We start from the raw sequence: 15257 nt of genomic DNA on the forward strand, positions 1-15257 counted from the left end.
AGAGCGAGGTCATTGAGGGGCGCCAAAGGGCAAACCTTTGTCGTCGGATAGGGTCTTGCGCAAACCCCATTCCGGGGCGGCCGGAATGTTATCCAGCCACCCTTGAGCACAACGAATCGGCTTTCCGCCCTCAGACGTAGCGGTTGACGATGTTTTCCAGCAACTCCTGGCGGCCGGAGCGTGGCTGCGGCTCGATCTTCTTCTTCACCACGCGCTCGGCGATGTCTTCCAGCGAGCGCTTGCCCGACAGCATCGCCTTGCCCTCGGCCGTGTTCCAACCGGCATAGCGCTCGGCCAGCGGACCCGACAGCGCCTTGTCCTCGACCATCTTGGCGGCTGCCTTGAGGCCTCGTGCGCAGGAATCCATGCCGCCGATATGGCCGATCAGCAGGTCCTGCGGGTCGAGCGACTGGCGGCGCAGCTTGGCGTCGAAATTGGTGCCGCCGGTCTTGAAGCCGCCGGCCTGCAACACCTGGTAATAGGCCAGCGCCATCTCGGGCACATTGTTGGGGAACTGGTCGGTGTCCCAGCCCGACTGGTAGTCGTTGCGGTTCATGTCGATCGAGCCGAAGACGCCGAGCGCATTGGCCAGCGCCAGCTCGTGCTCGAAGGAATGGCCGGCAAGAATCGCGTGGCCCTGCTCGATGTTCAGCTTCACTTCCTTCTCCAGCCCGAAGCGCTTGAGGAAGCCGTAGACCGTGGCAACGTCGTAGTCGTACTGATGCTTGGTCGGCTCCTGCGGCTTCGGCTCGATCAGGATCGTGCCTTTGAAGCCAATCTTGTGCTTGTAGTCGACGACGAGACTGAGGAAGCGCCCAGCCTGCTCCTGCTCGCGGGCAAGATCGGTGTTGAGCAGCGTTTCATAGCCCTCGCGCCCGCCCCACAGTACATAATTCTCGCCCTTCAGCCGCTTCGTGACGTCGATGCAGCTTTTCACCGTCGCCGCCGCATAGGCGAAGACATCCGGATCGGGATTGGTGGCGGCGCCCGACATGAAGCGGCGGTTGGAGAACAGGTTGGCCGTGCCCCAGAGCAGTTTGACGCCGGTCTTCTTCATCTTGGCGGCAAAATAGTCGGCGATCTCGTCGAGCCGCGCGGCACTTTCGGAGAAATCCTTGCCTTCCGGCCGCACGTCGGCGTCGTGGAAGCAGAAATAGGGCGCGCCGAGCAGCGAGAACATCTCGAAGGCGACGTCGGCTTTCAGCTTGGCCATTTCCATCGTGTCGACGCCGCCAGCCTTGGGAAACCAGGGCCGGTCGAAGGTCTGGCCGCCAAAGGGATCGCCGCCCGGCCAGGCGAAAGAATGCCAGTAGGCGACGGCGAAGCGCAGATGGTCTTCCAGCCGTTTGCCGGCCACCACCTCGTCGGGATTGTAGAAGCGGTAGGCCAGCGGATTGGTCGAATCCGGCCCCTCATACTTGATCGCTTTGATGTCGCCGAAAAATCCGCTGCTCATGATTTCTGTCCTCTCTCGAATAGTTCGCCCTGATTACCTCAGGCGTAATTGGTTTCGCTCTCGCTCGGGGTGAAAAGGCTCGTGTCAAAGCCACTCAACGAAGGAGACAGACCATGACCGACCTCAACACGATCGCCCAGAACTACATCACCGCCTGGAACGAGGCCGATGCGGATCGCCGCGCCGAACTGCTCAAGGCCACCTTCACGGAAGACGTCAGCTACCGCGATCCGCTGATGCAAGGCGACGGCCATGCCGGCGTAGCCAAGCTGATCGACGGTGTACAGCAGCGCTTCGCCGGCTTCCGGTTCTCGCTGAAGGGCCAGCCGGACGGGTTTGGCGACCGCATCCGCCTCTCGTGGAATCTTGGGCCGGAAGGCGTGCCGTCGGTTATCGAAGGCACCGATATCGGTGTTATCGAGAACGGCCGTCTGAAGAGCGTCACCGGGTTTCTCGACAAGGTGCCGGCGCAGTGATCGATTAAGGGTGGCGCGAGACACCCCCCTCTGCCCTGCCGGGCATCTCCCCCGCAAGGGGGGAGATTGGCTGGCATCCACGCCTTCGCTAATCACCCACCTTACAAGACTGGCATACCCGCCGACGCTGCCGATCTCCCCCCTTGCGGGGGAGATGCCCGGCAGGGCAGAGGGGGGTGCCTCGCGCTCACTCACGCCATGGCGCCTTTGATCGCCGGGTATAGCGCCCGGTAGCGCTGGTACGCATCGGCATACGCCCCGCCAAGCGCAGCATCCGGCTCGATCGTCGCATCCGTCCTCGGCGCCGTGCACACCGCCCGCGGATCAGCCCCTGTCGCCGCGATCAGACCAAGCCTCGCCGCGCCAAAGGCAGCACCGAAATCGCCGTCGGCCGGAATGTCCACGGGCACCTGCAGCGCCGTAGCGATCGCCTTCAGCCAGTACCGCGAGCGCGAGCCGCCGCCGATTGCCGTCACCCGCGTCAAATCCGTGCCGGCGGTCTTCAAGGCTTCGAGACTGTCGCGGAATGCGAAGGCGACGCCCTCGAGCACGGCCTGCGTCAGCACTGCGCGCCCGGATTCATGCGCCAGTCCGGTGAAGGACCCACGAATGGCGGAATCATTGTGCGGCGTGCGCTCGCCCGAGAGATAGGGCAGGAACGACACCCCGCTCGGCGCTTTCAGCACATCGCCAAGTTCGGCGGTCAATTCGCCGGCCTTCTTGCCTGAAATCTCCGACAGCCAGTTCAGCGAATCGGTCGCCGACAGGATGACGCCCATCTGGTGCCAGGTGTTTGGCAGCGCGTGACAGAAGGTGTGCACCGCGCTGGCCGGATTGGGCAAATAGGACGCGTTGGCGGCAAACAGCACGCCGGATGTGCCAAGCGACACGAAGGCATGGCCGGCGCCGACCGTGCCCATGCCGCAGGCCGAAGCCGCATTGTCGCCGGCGCCGCCGGCAACCGGGGTGCCCGATGCTATGCCCCAGCTGGCGGCCAGTTCGGCGCGCAAGGCGCCGGCCTTCTCCGTGCCTTCGACCAGCGACGGCATCTGCCTTTCGTCGAGCGATGTCGCCGCAAGCAATTCGGGGGACCAGCGCCGTTTGCCGACATCGAGCCAGGAGGTGCCGGCCGAGTCGGACATTTCTGAGATATGCTCGCCGGTCAGCCACAGCCGCAGGAAATCCTTCGGCAAAAGCACCTTCGCCACTTTGGCGAAGACGGAGGGCTCATTGTTCTTCACCCAGGCGAGTTTCGGCGCCGTGAAGCCGGGGAAGACGATGTTGCCGGTGAGTTGGCGAAAGCGAGGGTCGGCATCGAGCGCCGCGGCCTCGGCGTGGCTGCGCGTATCGTTCCACAGAATGCAGGGGCGCAGCACCTGGTCGCCGGCGTGGAGCAAGGTGGCGCCATGCATATGGCCGGAAAGGCCGATGCCTTTGACTGCGGCAAGCTCTTTCGGGTGCGAGGCTTTCAGCTCGGCAATGGCCGTCTCGCAGGCGCGGATCCAGTCGGCGGGGTTTTGTTCGGACCAGCCGGGATGCGGCCGCGATACGTCAAGCGAAGCATGGCCGGAGCCGATGATCTTCTGCCCGGCATCGATCAACAGCGCCTTGACGCCCGACGTGCCGAGATCGAGGCCGAGATACATGCATTCCTCCCATCGCCATTAATTTTTTCGGGTCTCGAAAAAATCTGGCTTGCCAGTTTTTAAAACAAGATCCGCCGCGGGTCAATTCTCTGACAAATTGGCGGCGCGTTGCGAAAACAGCGCCGACAGCGGACTGTCCGGCCGGACCAGTGCGCGCTCGGCCGTCAACGCCCAGGCAAGCGCCGTGTCGTCGGCGCGCAACGCCGCCTCGATCAGCGTGAGATCAATCACATCGCGCTGGGCGTGGCTGCCGCCAAAGCGATGGGCAATGGCGCGGATCGGTCGGATTAGGCGCACCGCTTCGCTGTAATTGCCCTCGCCGAATGCCTTGATGCCTTCCGTCAGTGGCTGGCCGACATCCCGGGTAAAGGCGGCGTTGTCGTCGCTGCCGCGCATCGCCTCGTGCTGGGCTTCGAGCAAGATCTTGACCGGCGCTTCGAGACCGGCGCCGACGAATGCCATCATCGCATGCGCATCGTTGAAGGCGTAATTGCCGGCTCCAGCCTTCGGCGCCCAGTTGGCAGCGAGCGCTGCCCAGCGGTCGCCGACATCGACACCGCCGAGATAAAGCCGCCACAGGATCGCAGAGGCGTCGATCATGTTCAGCGCCAGCGTCGAACGCTCGCCATAGATCGGCCCGTCATAGAGCTTGAGCACCTCGTCGGTCTCGCCGAGATCGTAGTGGAACAGCGCCAGATGCCACCAATTATGCACCTGCAGGAAGCTTTCCTTCGTCCACGCCTCGGGGTCGGCGCGCATCCAGGCGATGCCGTCCCGTTGCCGGCTCTGCATCTCCATGACATGGGCGACCGCATGCTGCGCCCAGCCGTCTCGCGGCTCGATCTCGATCGCCTGTCGGCCGAAACTTTCGGCTCTGACATAGTCGCCCATCTCCTCGAGACCGAAGGCCTGCATACCGATAATGGCGTGATAACCTGGCATGCCGCTCTGCCAGGACGGTAGCGCGCGGCCGATACGGTCGCGCAGCATGCGGGCATTGCCGGTGAAGAAGTCGATCTGGTGGCCGACCTGCAACGCCACCGCGTCGAGCGGGTTGTCGATGGCGATATCTTCGAGCAGGCGCGCGGCGTCATGCCAGCGTCCCTCGGCAAGGTGGCCAAGGGCCGCCACATGCGCCTGTTCGCGCGGCGTCGCGGCAAGCGGCAGTGCCGCAGCATGGCATTCCTGGGCGACCGCCGTTGCCTCGCGTTCGGTGGCGAGGCCGAACAGATACCCCTTGAAGACATGCGCCATGACGAAACCGGGATCCGCCGATATGGCGCGGTCAACGGAGCCGACCGGGTCGCCGACGAAGCATTGCAATTCATGCACGGCCTGGCTGTAGGGTGAAAACCCGGCCTCGGTCGCGCCCGAAAACATTAGGCCGAATGGATCTCTTACTGCCATATCGGCCCTGATGCTCCGCAGTTCCTAATTGCCCGAGCGCATCGCCACCGTGGCGATCCCGGCGCCGACCAGCAGCGTGCCGCCGGTGCGGTTGAAGATGCGGATCGCCTTGGGGTTGCGTACGACGTTGCGGGCGCGCGCCGCGATCAGCGCGTAGCCGAAGGCATTGGCGAAGGCGAGCGCCAGGAAGGTCGCTTCGAAGATCAGCATCTGTGTCCAGAAATCGGCTTCCCGGTTGAGGAACTGCGGCAGGAAGGCGACGAAGAAGGTGATGCTCTTCGGGTTGAGTGCGGTGACCAGCCAGGCGTGCGCCATCATCTTGGCGGCCGAGACGGCATCTGTGCGTGGTTCGGCTTTGAGCGCGCCGCCGACGCGAAACAGTTTTACCCCGAGATAGATCAGATAGCAGGCGCCGATCAGCTTCAGAATGGTGAACACGGTCGCCGACGCGGCCAGCAGCGCGCCGATGCCCAGCATCGACAGGGTCATGGCGGTGAAGTCGCCCAGCGCCACGCCGACGGCCATCGGCAAGGCGGTGCGCCAGCCCTGGCCCAGCGCATAGGACACGACCAGAAGAATGGTCGGGCCGGGAATGATGAGCAGAACGGTGGAGGCGGCGGTGAAGGCGGCCCAGTTTTCGAACGACATCTTTGTCTCCTTGAGCGCAAAGAAAAGGATAAATCCTCGTGTGCGGAGGAATGTAAAGAGCCCTCTCCCAAAAATGCACGGCGGACCATTTCGCCAGATCGCTGCGGCTATTGGCGGCACAGGCTTAAGACCGGTCGTTGGGCCTTCACCCTTTTTCAACCATGTTTGGCGAAACTGCCTGCTATCCGGCCGGACCGTGTTTCCCGCCGACAGCGTAGGGTTTGGGTGCATGCGTGAGTTGCCGCAGAATGTGACGCCGCCAGCAAATGGCGACGCAAACGAGACCGAACATCTCTATTCCCGCCGCTTCGTCCTGTCAGGGGCCGGCGCCATGACGCTGCTCGGCATGGCCGGCTGCAGCACTTCGACGCTCGAGCTGCCGCAATTCCAGCTGGATGACACGGTCACCGGCTCGGTGCGGCCGATCCGTCCGGCGATCAGCGTCGACAAGAACGTCACCGGCCCCGATGTCATGTACGCTTCGCTCAACGATGGCGGCTTCGAAGTGCCGGCGGTGCCCTATCAGAAGGTCAAGCCGGAGTTCCGCCGCCAGATCGTCGTCAACGAGACCGGCGAGGCGCCCGGCACCATTGTCGTCCATCTGCAGGAGCGAAAGCTCTATCTGGTGCAGGAGGGCGGCGACGCCATCCGCTACGGCGTCGGCATCGGCAAGGACGGCTTCCGCTGGTCCGGCCGCGCCAACATCCAGTACGGCAAGGAATGGCCGACCTGGACGCCGCCGCCGGAGATGATCCAGCGCAAGCCGGAACTGGTGAAGTGGCAAAACGGCCAGCCCGGTGGCCTCACCAACCCGCTCGGCGCACGCGCTCTTTACATCTACCAGGACGGCAAGGACACCGGCTACCGCATACACGGTTCGCCGGAATGGGCGAGCATCGGCCAGGCGATGTCGTCGGGCTGCGTGCGCCTGATCAACCAGGATATCATCGACCTCTACAGCCGCGTTTCCAAGAAGAACCCGGTCGTGGTCGTCTGATCCTGTGCGGCGGTTTGGCGCCGCTGGAAACTCCCGTTGCGCGATGCGGCAAGCTAGGCCAAGGTGCCTTGAAAACCACAGCGCCGGGAGAGATCGAGCATGGCTGGAACGTTTGTCATCGCACAGGGCGGCGGCCCGACCGCCGTCATCAACCAGACGGTTGTCGGGGCCACGCTGGAAGTCCGCAAGCGCCATCCCGGCGCCAAGGTGCTGGGCTCGCTCCACGGCGTGCGCGGCATTCGTGACGGCAACTATGTCGACCTCTCCGCCATCCCCGAGGACCGGCTGCGGCTGATCGCCGGCACGCCGAGTGCCGCGCTCGGCTCGACACGCGACAAGCCCGACGCTGCCTATTGCGAAGTCATCCTCAACGGGTTGAAGAAGGCCGGCGCCGACGCTTTCATCTACATCGGTGGCAACGACACGTCGGGCACGCAGCAGATCCTGACCGACGCCGCCGGCGGCAGCATCGCTTTCGTCCATGCGCCAAAAACCATCGACAACGACCTCGAGGAAAACGACCACACGCCGGGCTTCATCTCGGCGGCCGAATTCGTCGCCGGCGCCTTCCTGTCCGTCGATCTCGATTTCCGCGCATTGCCCGGCATCTATGTCGGCATCGTCATGGGCCGGCATGCCGGCTTCCTCACCGCGGCGGCTGCAGCCTGGCAGCTCGATCCCGACAGCGGCCCGCATCTGGTCTACGTGCCGGAACGGCCATTCTCCGCCGCCGGTTTCATCGACGACGTGCGCGCCACGCTCGACCGCCACAAGCGCTGCATCGTCGCCGTCTCCGAAGGTGTCAGCACCGCCGACGGCAAGGCGCTGGTCGAAAGCCTGGTGCCGCCGGACAAGCTCGAGCGCGACGCGCATGGCAACGTCAAACTGTCGGGCAGCGACCTGCCGTCAGCTCTGGAACGTGCGCTCGCCGAAGGCCTGCCGGGCAAGCGCGCCCGCGTCGATGCGCTTGGCTACATGCCGCGCGGCTATGTCGGCTCGATCAGTGCCGTCGACGCGCAGGAGGCTTTCGACGCCGGCGCCTTCGCGGTTGCCGTTGCCGGCGAAGGCGGTGGCTCGGTGGCGCTGCAATATGACGGCACGAAAACCTTGCTGAAGAAGGTGCCGCTGAAGAACGTCGCCGGCAAGACGCGCCATATGCCCGACGATTTCATGAAGCCCGATGTCAACCAGCTGTCGGAAGCGGGCATGGCTTACCTGAAGCGGCTGGTGCCGGAAAAATACAAGGTGGGAAAGCCCTTCGTCTGATGGGCGGCCGTTTTGGCGGCACCCGTTTTGGTGGCGAGCGCGTTGTCGGCGACTGGTTCGGCAAGACGATCATCGACGACCGCACGACGATGCTGACCGAGCCGTTCGTGCATGATTTCGTGCGCGCCAACATCTGGCATTTCAGGGGACGCGACGCCGACCTGCTGGTCGACACCGGCATGGGCATCTGCCCGCTGGCGCCTGAGATCGACACGCCCGAGGGCAAGCCGCTCATCGTTGTCGCCACCCACATCCATCTCGACCATGTCGGCTCGCTGCACGAGTTTCCGCTGCGCGCCGGGCCGCGGCACAGTGCCGAGCATTTCGAGACCATGAACGATCAGGTGACCTACGCCTACATGTTTTGTAATCTCGACGGCGCCGTTTCGAAATTGCCGGCGCCGGGCTGGACGGCGGCCGACTACAAGATTCCGCCGGCGCCGCTGACGCGCACGCTGGACGAGGGCGACATCGTCGACCTCGGCGACCGGCAGTTCCGCGTCCTGCATCTGCCCGGACATTCGCCGGATTCGATCGCTTTGTTCGACGAGGCAGACGGCCTGTTCTTTGCCGGCGACGCCATCTACGATTCCACGCTGATCGACGACCTGCCGGATTCCTCCCGGCCTGATTATCGCCGTACCATGCAGCGGCTCCTTGACCTGCCTGTTCGCCTCGGCCATGGCGGCCATGGGCCGAGCTTCGACGGCAACCGGATGCGCGAGATCGCCACAGCCTATCTCAGGCGCACCGGAGGCCTCTGACGACATTGGGATTGGAACCAGCGTGGCGCCGTGGTCGAGCGCGTCAATCCGGACAAGGCAGCTGCCAATGCCGGCCTGCAGCCGGGCGACGTCATCGTCGCCGTCGACCGGTCGCCCGTGCGGGATGCGCGGCAAGCCAACCAGGCGATCGCCGAGGCCGGCAGATCGGGCCGGAAGTCGGTGCTGCTTTTGGTCGACCGGGGCGACGCGCAAATCTTCGTCGCCGTACCCTTCGCCGCCGGTTGAGTCATGATGCGGCGGGCTCGCTGAACGATCGGCAGGCCTGCCGCACGGCCCCGCCAAAATTCCTGTTGCCCGCCGCGACATCTTCGAGAACATTACGGCAGGCCGGCAATGGCCTGCTAAAAACGGACAGTCCGATGGTCACTCGCGGTTTTTCCTCCGGTCGAAAGCCTCCGACGGAGACCGATGCGCGCATTCCGCCCGGTCAGTATCTCGAACAGGGCTTTCCGGTGCTGTCGGCGGGGCCGACGCCGCGCGTGCGCACCGAGGACTGGTCGTTCACGCTCAAGCACGGGCCGCGCCCGATCAAGAAATGGAACTGGGCCGAGTTCAACGCGCTGCCCTTGACCAAGATGACGCGCGACATCCATTGCGTTACCGCCTGGACCAAGTTCGATACCGCCTGGCAAGGCGTGCTGGTCGACGACATCCTTGCCGATGCAGGCATCGAAGCGCCGACCGGCTTCCTGCTGGCGCATGGCTATGACGGCTATACCACCAACGTGCCGGCCAAGGATCTCACCGCGGGGGAGGCGATGGTGGCGCTGCTTTATGAAGGCAAGCCAATCACTGCCGACCATGGCGGCCCGGCGCGGCTCCTGGTGCCGCATCTCTATTTCTGGAAATCGGCTAAATGGCTGAACGGGCTGCAGTTCACCGAGCGCGACGAGCCGGGCTTCTGGGAATTGCGCGGCTATCACATCTATGGCGACCCGTGGCGCGAGCAGCGCTATAGCGGCGATCCATGAGCGAAGCGCCGCAATCTCCCTGGCAGACGGCGAAAATCACCCGGATCGAAAAGCGGACGCCACGCGTCACCAGTTTCTTTTTCGCGCTGTCACGGCCATTCGCCTATCGCGCCGGACAGCATGTCGACGTCAGGCTGACGGCGCCTGACGGCTACCAGGCGCGCCGCTCCTATTCCATCGCCTCGGCGCCGGAGAGCGGCGCCACGATCGAGCTGGCGATCGAGAAGCTCGACGACGGTGAAGTCTCGCCCTTCTTCCACGACATCGCCGCGGTCGGTGACGAGATCGAACTGCGCGGGCCGCTCGGCGGCCATTTCGTCTGGTCCGATGGGGATGGCGGGCCGCTGCTTCTGGTCGGCGGCGGCTCCGGCGTGGTGCCGCTGATGGCGATGGTGCGTCACCGGACCTTGCGCAAATCGGCGGTGCCGGTGGCGCTGATGTTTTCGGTGCGGGTCTGGGACGAGGTGATCTTCCGCGACGAGCTGATCGGTCTCGGTGACCGACGCGACGGGTTCGAGCTGGTGCTTACGCTGACGCGCGAGGCGGCACGGCGCCCGTCCGACTATTCGAGGCGCATCGACACGGCAATGGTCATGCAGGCGCTCACGCGGCTGCCGCGGCCGCCGGCGCTCGCCTTCGTCTGCGGGTCGAACACCTTCGTCTCGGCGGCTGCCCGGGCGCTGATCGACGCCGGCATACCAGCGGAAATCATCCGCACCGAGCGCTATGGCGTCTGAGAGGGCCACAGTGGTTCACCGTTTCATGGAGACAGCGACCCGCTCTCAGGCGGGTGAAAACCTTGCCGACAGCAATTGGAACGGCAGCGCGCCATAGGCGGCGACTTCGGCCTCATTGTCCCAGTTGCGGAACTGGCGCGATGGCCGTGCCTCGATCACCAGAGGCCGGCCGGTGTCGTCCACCGTTACCTTGCCGCGAAAGCGCAGCACACGTCCGCCGCCGGCGCGGCTGATCACCATGGAACGCAAGCGGGCGACGTGACCGCTGCCGGCATTGATTTCCATCTCGATGCGGCGGCGGACTGGCGGAACGACGATCCTGACGGTGACGTCCAGCATCATCTCTCCAGTCCTGTCCGGACGCGGCAGGGCCTGAGAAAGCGCGAACGGTTCCGGCGTCGCTCTTGCCTTGCGCAATGTCGGCCTGCCGCGCCAGACGGCAGCAGGCGTCGGATGCTGCAGTCGGCCCTTCTTGCGTTTCAGGCGCAACTGCTTGGCAAAGCCGCGCGACAGCCAGACGAGACCGCCGAAATCGGTGCGCGGCTTGGCCTGCAGCACCGAGGACCAGCGCGACAGGCCGGCGTGATCGGCGTTCGCAACCGTCCGTGCCAGTTCAGCCGGCGGCACTGCAATGCCGATTTCCAGGCTGAGGTAGGACAGCGCCACCGCCGCGGCTACGGCCAGGTGGCGCCTGGCGACGATATCGGCGAACACGTCCCAGTCGACCTCGTCGCCCTCGATGGCGACGGCGCAGTCGACCAGCCAGTCGCTGTGGGTGTGGGCATCGAGGCCGCCATGCGCGATGGCAAGCGTCATGCGGTCGGCAGGCGAGGGCACAAGCACGCGGACGCCATTGAATTCGGCCGACAGTGCCCGCTGCCAGACCGCCAGATCGTCTTCGGTGCTCTGCTGCGACCCGTCATAAGCGAGCTGGTGCAGGTCGATGTCGCCGAAACTGCCCTTGAAAAAATTCATCGAACGCAAGGACGCCAGCCTGGTGCGCAGATATTGCGGACTGACGCCGGTGGCGATCTGCCAGTCGCGTTCGCTAAGCACATCGAAGGCGGCAATCATGGCCTGCGAGCGCACCAGTATGTCGATGTCATGCGCCACCCGGCCGCGCTGCGCCGACGCGTTGACGGCGATGCGGCTGGCGCCTTTGATAAGCATCACCGCGCAGCCGGCGTCGATCATGGCCTGTAGCGCCGGCTCGGCCTCGCGCGCAGCCAGTCGCGATTTGGTCCACAGCATCTTTTGCAGGCCGACAAGACGTGGATAGGCCGGATGCCCAGCGAGCTTGCGGCCGAACCTGTCGGAGATCGCGGCCAGCAGCCGATGCTCGCGGAAAGCAGCATGGTCGATATCGTTCTCGTCGAGCCAGCGCGCCGCATAGGCCCCGGCCGCCTCTTCATCGGGGAGCAATGCGGCCTTCAGCAACTGGTCGAGGCCGCCAGTGGGCCATGACCAACCATAGTCCGGAAACCGACGGCCGATACGGCGCATGGCATTGGCCATCAGTCGGCGCTCGCCTTTTTCGCTGCTCGCCTTTGCATGGCCAGCCTTACGACTTCGACATAACCGCGGTCGCGCACGGGGTCGCGTCCATAGGACATGCTGTCGGGCCGGATGCGGCGCAAGGTTAGGACATCGTTGAGCATGGCAAGCGCAAAGCCCGCCTCGCGGACACGGGCGATCCAGTCGACCATGTCGCCGCGACCGCCTTGCGGGTCGATGATCGGACCGACGGCCTCGGCTACCTCCCGGCGGATCATCATCGTCGTGCGCGACCAGCCCGCCACGGCCACGTCCTGTTGCACATCGGGCTTGTCATCGCGAAACGTCCGCCAGTGGGCAAAGACTCCTGCCGTCGCGGGAAACCGCTCGAAATGCTCCAGCTGCCTTTCGATCTTGGTCGGCAGCCACAGATCGTCCGCATCGAGCGTGGCGACGAAGGGCGTCGCCAGCGCGGCGATGCCCCTGGTGGTGGCGCTGCCTGGTCCGGCATTGTCCTGGCGCAACACCTGCACCGGCATGCCCAGCGCATTGACCACCGCGACCGTATCGTCGGTCGAGCCGTCATCGACGACGATTATGGCGTCGGGCTGGACCGTCTGGGCCGCGACCGATCGCAGCGTCTCGGCGATGGTGGCGGTCGCGTTGAAGGCCGGAATGACGACGCCGTAGCTGGCCATCACAGGAAACGCCAATTCGCAAGTTCCTTGAAATCGAAGATGCCGTCGACAGGGTGCAAGGAGCGGTCGGCCTCGCGCCGTTTCATCGACTTGTAGACGGCGCGCATGAATTCGCGAAAAGGAACATCGGCCTGCCTGGTCATGTTGCCGGGATGGCGCCGGTAATAGAGCGCAACAGTGTCGGGCATCGTGAATTTCGGCCCGCTTTCGAAAGTGCGCAGCAGATAGTCGGTGTCCTCGGCCTGGTGGAAATCCTCGTCGAAGCTGCCGATGCGTTCGACCAACCGCCGGACGAAGATGGCGGGAGACAGGTGAATGCCGCGAACCGTCACCGAGTGGCTGTCGGCTGTCGGCTCCAGTGTATCGTCATCTATGTCGTCGACCAGCGTCATGCGCGAATAGGTGAGCTCGAGGGTGCGGTCTGCGTCGAAACAGGCCAGATCCGCCTTGAAGCGGCCCGGCGGGGAAATGTCGTCGGAATCGAGAAACGATACCAGCCCGGTCTGCGGCAGCAATTGCCGCAAGCCCGCGTTGCGTGCCCGCGTCACCCCGGCATTCTGCTGCTGGAAAAGGCGAATGCACGGCGCCTCCGCGATCAGCGAGCGCACGACCGCCACCGAACTGTCGGTCGAACCGTCATCGATAACGATGATGTCGAGATCGGCGGCATCGCGCTGCCTCAGCAGCGAGCGCAGCGCCGAGCCGACATGGCGTTCGCGGTTGTAGACCGGCATGATCACGCTCAGCTTCACGCACGCATTCCAGGCTGTGATCTATTCATTCTTTCACCACTCTGCCGGGCCCTTGATCTCGAAAAGCCCCTCGACCGGGCGCCGCGACGGATCGGCCTTGCGCCGCCGCAAGGATTTCTGAATTACACGTAGGTATTCGCGCACCGCCACATCCCTTTGCTTGGTCAAATTGCCGGGGTGGCGCCGGTAGTATACCGCGACGGTGTCGGGAAAAATGTGCTTTGGGCTGGTTTCGAAAATGCGCAGCAGATAGTCGGCGTCTTCGCCCTGCCGGAACTCCTCGTCGAAAGCACCTGTACGGTCGATGAGTGCCCTGCGGAATATCCCGGCGCTAAGGCTGACGCCGCGCACGGTGGGACCTGCGCCGCCCGGTGCCGGCTGAAGGGCTTCGTCGTCCATGAGATCGACGCGCGTCATCAGCGAGTAGGTCAGCTCGAGCGCAGGGTCGGCCGCGAACAGGGGTAGGCCAGCCTTGAATCGTCCAGCCGGCGAGACGTCGTCCGAATCCAGGAACGACACCAGTTCGGTTTGCGGCAGCAACTGCCTCAGCCCTGTGTTGCGCGCGTTGGCCACGCCCTGGTTTGCCTGCTGGAACAGGCGGATGCACGACGCTTCCCGCATGATGGCGCGGACTGCTTCAACGGAGCTGTCCGTCGAGCCATCGTCGACAACGATGATATCGAGATCGGCATCGTCGCGTTGCCTGAGCAGGGACCGCAACGTCGAAACGACATAGATCTCCCGATTGCAGACCGGCACGATGACGCTCAACTTCATGCGGAGCCCCGAAGGACGAAATCCGCAATCGTGCCGGCGATCTCGCGCGGCTCGGTCCCCAGCGACAGCCGGTAGCATGGCAGATCGCGGGTAAGCTCGCTGAAAAAGCGAAAGCCCGCTTCCCGCTCGCCCGGCATCTGCACGATTCCTGACGGCGCCAGGGCGATCATGGCATCCTTGCGCGATATGGGCATGACCGAGCTTCTCGCACCTCCCCTGATATGGGGCACTATCAAAGCAATAATGTCCAGACTTGGAGGAGTTGGTCGAGGCGCGATCTCGTTGATGTGAAAGGCATGCTTGCCTTGCCAGTTCAGCGGTTGGTACGACTTTAGCCGCTCCTCCAGCTTCAGCCGCTTGAAGCCCTCCGGATCCTGCTTGAGCGTGGCAAACAGCGGATAGGCCGTCACCCCCCCCGTCCGGTCGATCAGCACATAGTCGTCGCCGACGCTATCGAGCCCATTGAGCAGGCCGGCGACGACTGTTCCCGATTTTCCGGCTCCCCCGGAGCCCGCCAGCAACACGCCCTTGCCATCGATGCCCAGCGTGCCGGCATGGGTAAGCCGCATGCCGCGCGCCGCATATTCCCAATGCAGGAAGGCGCGCAGCGGCGCCGCCTGTTCCCATGGCGGAAAGGCCTCGGCCGCCATCATCAGCTGCGCCCCGACATGGCGTTGCGGATCATGGAACTGCCAGAAATCGAGGTCATGATAGTAGCTGCCGCGCAATCCGGCCTCTTCCAGCCGGTTGGCAAAGGCATGATGGTTGTAATCGCCTCGGCCCCAGGTGGCCGGGGCGAGGACGCCATCGATGCCCGGGTGGGCGACGAAAATGCGGCAGCCGTCAGATGCAGACGGATTTTCCGGGGCCGGTATGAAGGCATGGCTCTTGGCTTCCGCCAGCGTGCCATGGTCGAGGTGGACACTCAGCTCCAGTCCCGGCAACCGCACGCTGGCGGTAACGGGATAGAAGGCGGCGGCGCTTTCCGCGGCCGCCAGCACATGGCGGGCATAATCCGGCAGGGTTTGCAGCGTGATCAAAGGCATGTGTTGGTTGTTCAGCGTCCAGAATTGCGCCGGGTCGCCTGATGCATGTCGCTCGGGGTGGCCCCGGTTTTGAGACGACGACATGCATAAAATCAAAGATC

At 64.4% G+C, this 15257-nt stretch carries 15 protein-coding genes and 1 pseudogene; 7 read left to right on the top strand and 9 right to left on the bottom strand.

The annotated features are described in order from the left end of the window. Nucleotides 1-130 precede the first annotated feature (130 nt). Nucleotides 131-1456 carry a xylose isomerase gene (gene xylA / locus NKI96_RS28445; protein ID WP_023816371.1) on the bottom strand — a complete coding sequence of 442 codons (1326 nt, stop codon included), beginning with the start codon at nucleotides 1454-1456 and terminating at the stop codon, nucleotides 131-133. A gap of 113 nt (nucleotides 1457-1569) precedes the next feature. Between xylA and NKI96_RS28450 the strand changes: the two genes are divergently transcribed. Further along, nucleotides 1570-1932 (top strand): nuclear transport factor 2 family protein, encoded by a 363-nt coding sequence (locus tag NKI96_RS28450; RefSeq protein WP_352807288.1) that lies wholly within the window; start codon nucleotides 1570-1572, stop codon nucleotides 1930-1932. 191 nt (nucleotides 1933-2123) lie between these two features. Here NKI96_RS28450 and xylB read toward each other — a convergent pair whose 3' ends face one another. From xylB to NKI96_RS28465, 3 genes are all read right to left on the bottom strand, one after another. Further along, nucleotides 2124-3578, bottom strand: a complete 1455-nt coding sequence (xylB, locus tag NKI96_RS28455; RefSeq protein WP_352807290.1) for a xylulokinase — start codon at nucleotides 3576-3578, stop codon at nucleotides 2124-2126. 81 nt (nucleotides 3579-3659) lie between these two features. Next, complete coding sequence (locus NKI96_RS28460) at nucleotides 3660-4985, bottom strand: tetratricopeptide repeat protein (protein ID WP_023823856.1); 1326 nt, start codon at nucleotides 4983-4985, stop codon at nucleotides 3660-3662. A gap of 24 nt (nucleotides 4986-5009) precedes the next feature. Then, on the bottom strand, nucleotides 5010-5633 hold the full coding sequence (locus NKI96_RS28465; RefSeq protein ID WP_352807293.1) for a LysE family translocator: 624 nt from the start codon (nucleotides 5631-5633) through the stop codon (nucleotides 5010-5012). 229 nt (nucleotides 5634-5862) lie between these two features. Here NKI96_RS28465 and NKI96_RS28470 point away from each other — a divergent pair, with 229 nt between their 5' ends. The 6 genes and pseudogenes from NKI96_RS28470 to NKI96_RS28495 all read left to right on the top strand — a co-directional run bounded on the left by NKI96_RS28470 (nucleotide 5863) and on the right by NKI96_RS28495 (nucleotide 10389). Continuing rightward, entirely contained in the window at nucleotides 5863-6630 is a 768-nt protein-coding gene (locus tag NKI96_RS28470; protein WP_023668871.1) for a L,D-transpeptidase, read from the top strand. Nucleotides 6631-6729: 99 nt separating this feature from the next. Beyond that, nucleotides 6730-7896 (top strand): diphosphate--fructose-6-phosphate 1-phosphotransferase, encoded by a 1167-nt coding sequence (locus tag NKI96_RS28475; RefSeq protein ID WP_023707783.1) that lies wholly within the window; start codon nucleotides 6730-6732, stop codon nucleotides 7894-7896. Then, nucleotides 7896-8660, top strand: coding sequence for an MBL fold metallo-hydrolase (locus NKI96_RS28480; protein ID WP_031196287.1), 765 nt, complete (start codon nucleotides 7896-7898; stop codon nucleotides 8658-8660). The genes NKI96_RS28475 and NKI96_RS28480 overlap by 1 nt, the downstream gene beginning before the upstream one ends. Nucleotides 8661-8675: 15 nt before the next feature. Then, nucleotides 8676-8906 (top strand): annotated as a pseudogene (locus NKI96_RS28485) (PDZ domain-containing protein); the annotation flags it as partial. 134 nt (nucleotides 8907-9040) lie between these two features. Beyond that, nucleotides 9041-9652, top strand: a complete 612-nt coding sequence (locus tag NKI96_RS28490) for a sulfite oxidase-like oxidoreductase (protein WP_352807295.1) — start codon at nucleotides 9041-9043, stop codon at nucleotides 9650-9652. After that, nucleotides 9649-10389, top strand: a complete 741-nt coding sequence (locus NKI96_RS28495) for an FAD-binding oxidoreductase (RefSeq protein WP_023752436.1) — start codon at nucleotides 9649-9651, stop codon at nucleotides 10387-10389. The genes NKI96_RS28490 and NKI96_RS28495 overlap by 4 nt, the downstream gene beginning before the upstream one ends. A gap of 45 nt (nucleotides 10390-10434) precedes the next feature. Here the strand turns inward: NKI96_RS28495 and NKI96_RS28500 are convergent, their stop codons facing one another. From NKI96_RS28500 to NKI96_RS28520, 5 genes are read right to left on the bottom strand one after another with little or no spacing between them, the layout of a single operon-like run. Next, a complete protein-coding gene (locus NKI96_RS28500; protein WP_352807297.1) occupies nucleotides 10435-11904 on the bottom strand; it encodes a nucleotidyltransferase family protein in 1470 nt (489 codons plus the stop codon). Continuing rightward, nucleotides 11904-12596: a glycosyltransferase family 2 protein gene (locus tag NKI96_RS28505; RefSeq protein ID WP_245274171.1), complete on the bottom strand. Its 693-nt coding sequence runs from the start codon at nucleotides 12594-12596 to the stop codon at nucleotides 11904-11906. The genes NKI96_RS28500 and NKI96_RS28505 overlap by 1 nt, the downstream gene beginning before the upstream one ends. Beyond that, the gene (locus NKI96_RS28510; protein ID WP_023725907.1) at nucleotides 12581-13333 is read right to left on the bottom strand and encodes a glycosyltransferase family 2 protein; all 753 of its coding nucleotides are present in this window, start codon (nucleotides 13331-13333) and stop codon (nucleotides 12581-12583) included. Before NKI96_RS28510 ends, NKI96_RS28505 begins: the two co-directional genes overlap by 16 nt. A gap of 33 nt (nucleotides 13334-13366) precedes the next feature. Further along, nucleotides 13367-14110, bottom strand: coding sequence for a glycosyltransferase family 2 protein (locus NKI96_RS28515; protein WP_352807300.1), 744 nt, complete (start codon nucleotides 14108-14110; stop codon nucleotides 13367-13369). Next, nucleotides 14107-15156, bottom strand: a complete 1050-nt coding sequence (locus NKI96_RS28520; protein ID WP_352807302.1) for a serine kinase — start codon at nucleotides 15154-15156, stop codon at nucleotides 14107-14109. Before NKI96_RS28520 ends, NKI96_RS28515 begins: the two co-directional genes overlap by 4 nt. Between the last annotated feature and the right edge of the window lie 101 nt (nucleotides 15157-15257).

Source organism: Mesorhizobium sp. M0292 (assembly GCF_040321695.1).
Lineage (GTDB): Bacteria > Pseudomonadota > Alphaproteobacteria > Rhizobiales > Rhizobiaceae > Mesorhizobium.

Bases quoted from the DNA above. Each gene is read 5' to 3' on its own strand.
- NKI96_RS28490 (WP_352807295.1), top strand. From the start codon at position 9,041: ATGGTCACTCGCGGTTTTTCCTCCGGTCGAAAGCCTCCGACGGAGACC.
- NKI96_RS28465 (WP_352807293.1), bottom strand. From the start codon at position 5,633: ATGTCGTTCGAAAACTGGGCCGCCTTCACCGCCGCCTCCACCGTTCTG.
- NKI96_RS28495 (WP_023752436.1), top strand. From the start codon at position 9,649: ATGAGCGAAGCGCCGCAATCTCCCTGGCAGACGGCGAAAATCACCCGG.
- xylA (WP_023816371.1), bottom strand. From the start codon at position 1,456: ATGAGCAGCGGATTTTTCGGCGACATCAAAGCGATCAAGTATGAGGGG.
- NKI96_RS28475 (WP_023707783.1), top strand. From the start codon at position 6,730: ATGGCTGGAACGTTTGTCATCGCACAGGGCGGCGGCCCGACCGCCGTC.
- NKI96_RS28450 (WP_352807288.1), top strand. From the start codon at position 1,570: ATGACCGACCTCAACACGATCGCCCAGAACTACATCACCGCCTGGAAC.
- NKI96_RS28460 (WP_023823856.1), bottom strand. From the start codon at position 4,985: ATGGCAGTAAGAGATCCATTCGGCCTAATGTTTTCGGGCGCGACCGAG.
- NKI96_RS28480 (WP_031196287.1), top strand. From the start codon at position 7,896: ATGGGCGGCCGTTTTGGCGGCACCCGTTTTGGTGGCGAGCGCGTTGTC.
- NKI96_RS28520 (WP_352807302.1), bottom strand. From the start codon at position 15,156: ATGCCTTTGATCACGCTGCAAACCCTGCCGGATTATGCCCGCCATGTG.
- xylB (WP_352807290.1), bottom strand. From the start codon at position 3,578: ATGTATCTCGGCCTCGATCTCGGCACGTCGGGCGTCAAGGCGCTGTTG.
- NKI96_RS28470 (WP_023668871.1), top strand. From the start codon at position 5,863: ATGCGTGAGTTGCCGCAGAATGTGACGCCGCCAGCAAATGGCGACGCA.
- NKI96_RS28500 (WP_352807297.1), bottom strand. From the start codon at position 11,904: ATGGCCAATGCCATGCGCCGTATCGGCCGTCGGTTTCCGGACTATGGT.
- NKI96_RS28515 (WP_352807300.1), bottom strand. From the start codon at position 14,110: ATGAAGTTGAGCGTCATCGTGCCGGTCTGCAATCGGGAGATCTATGTC.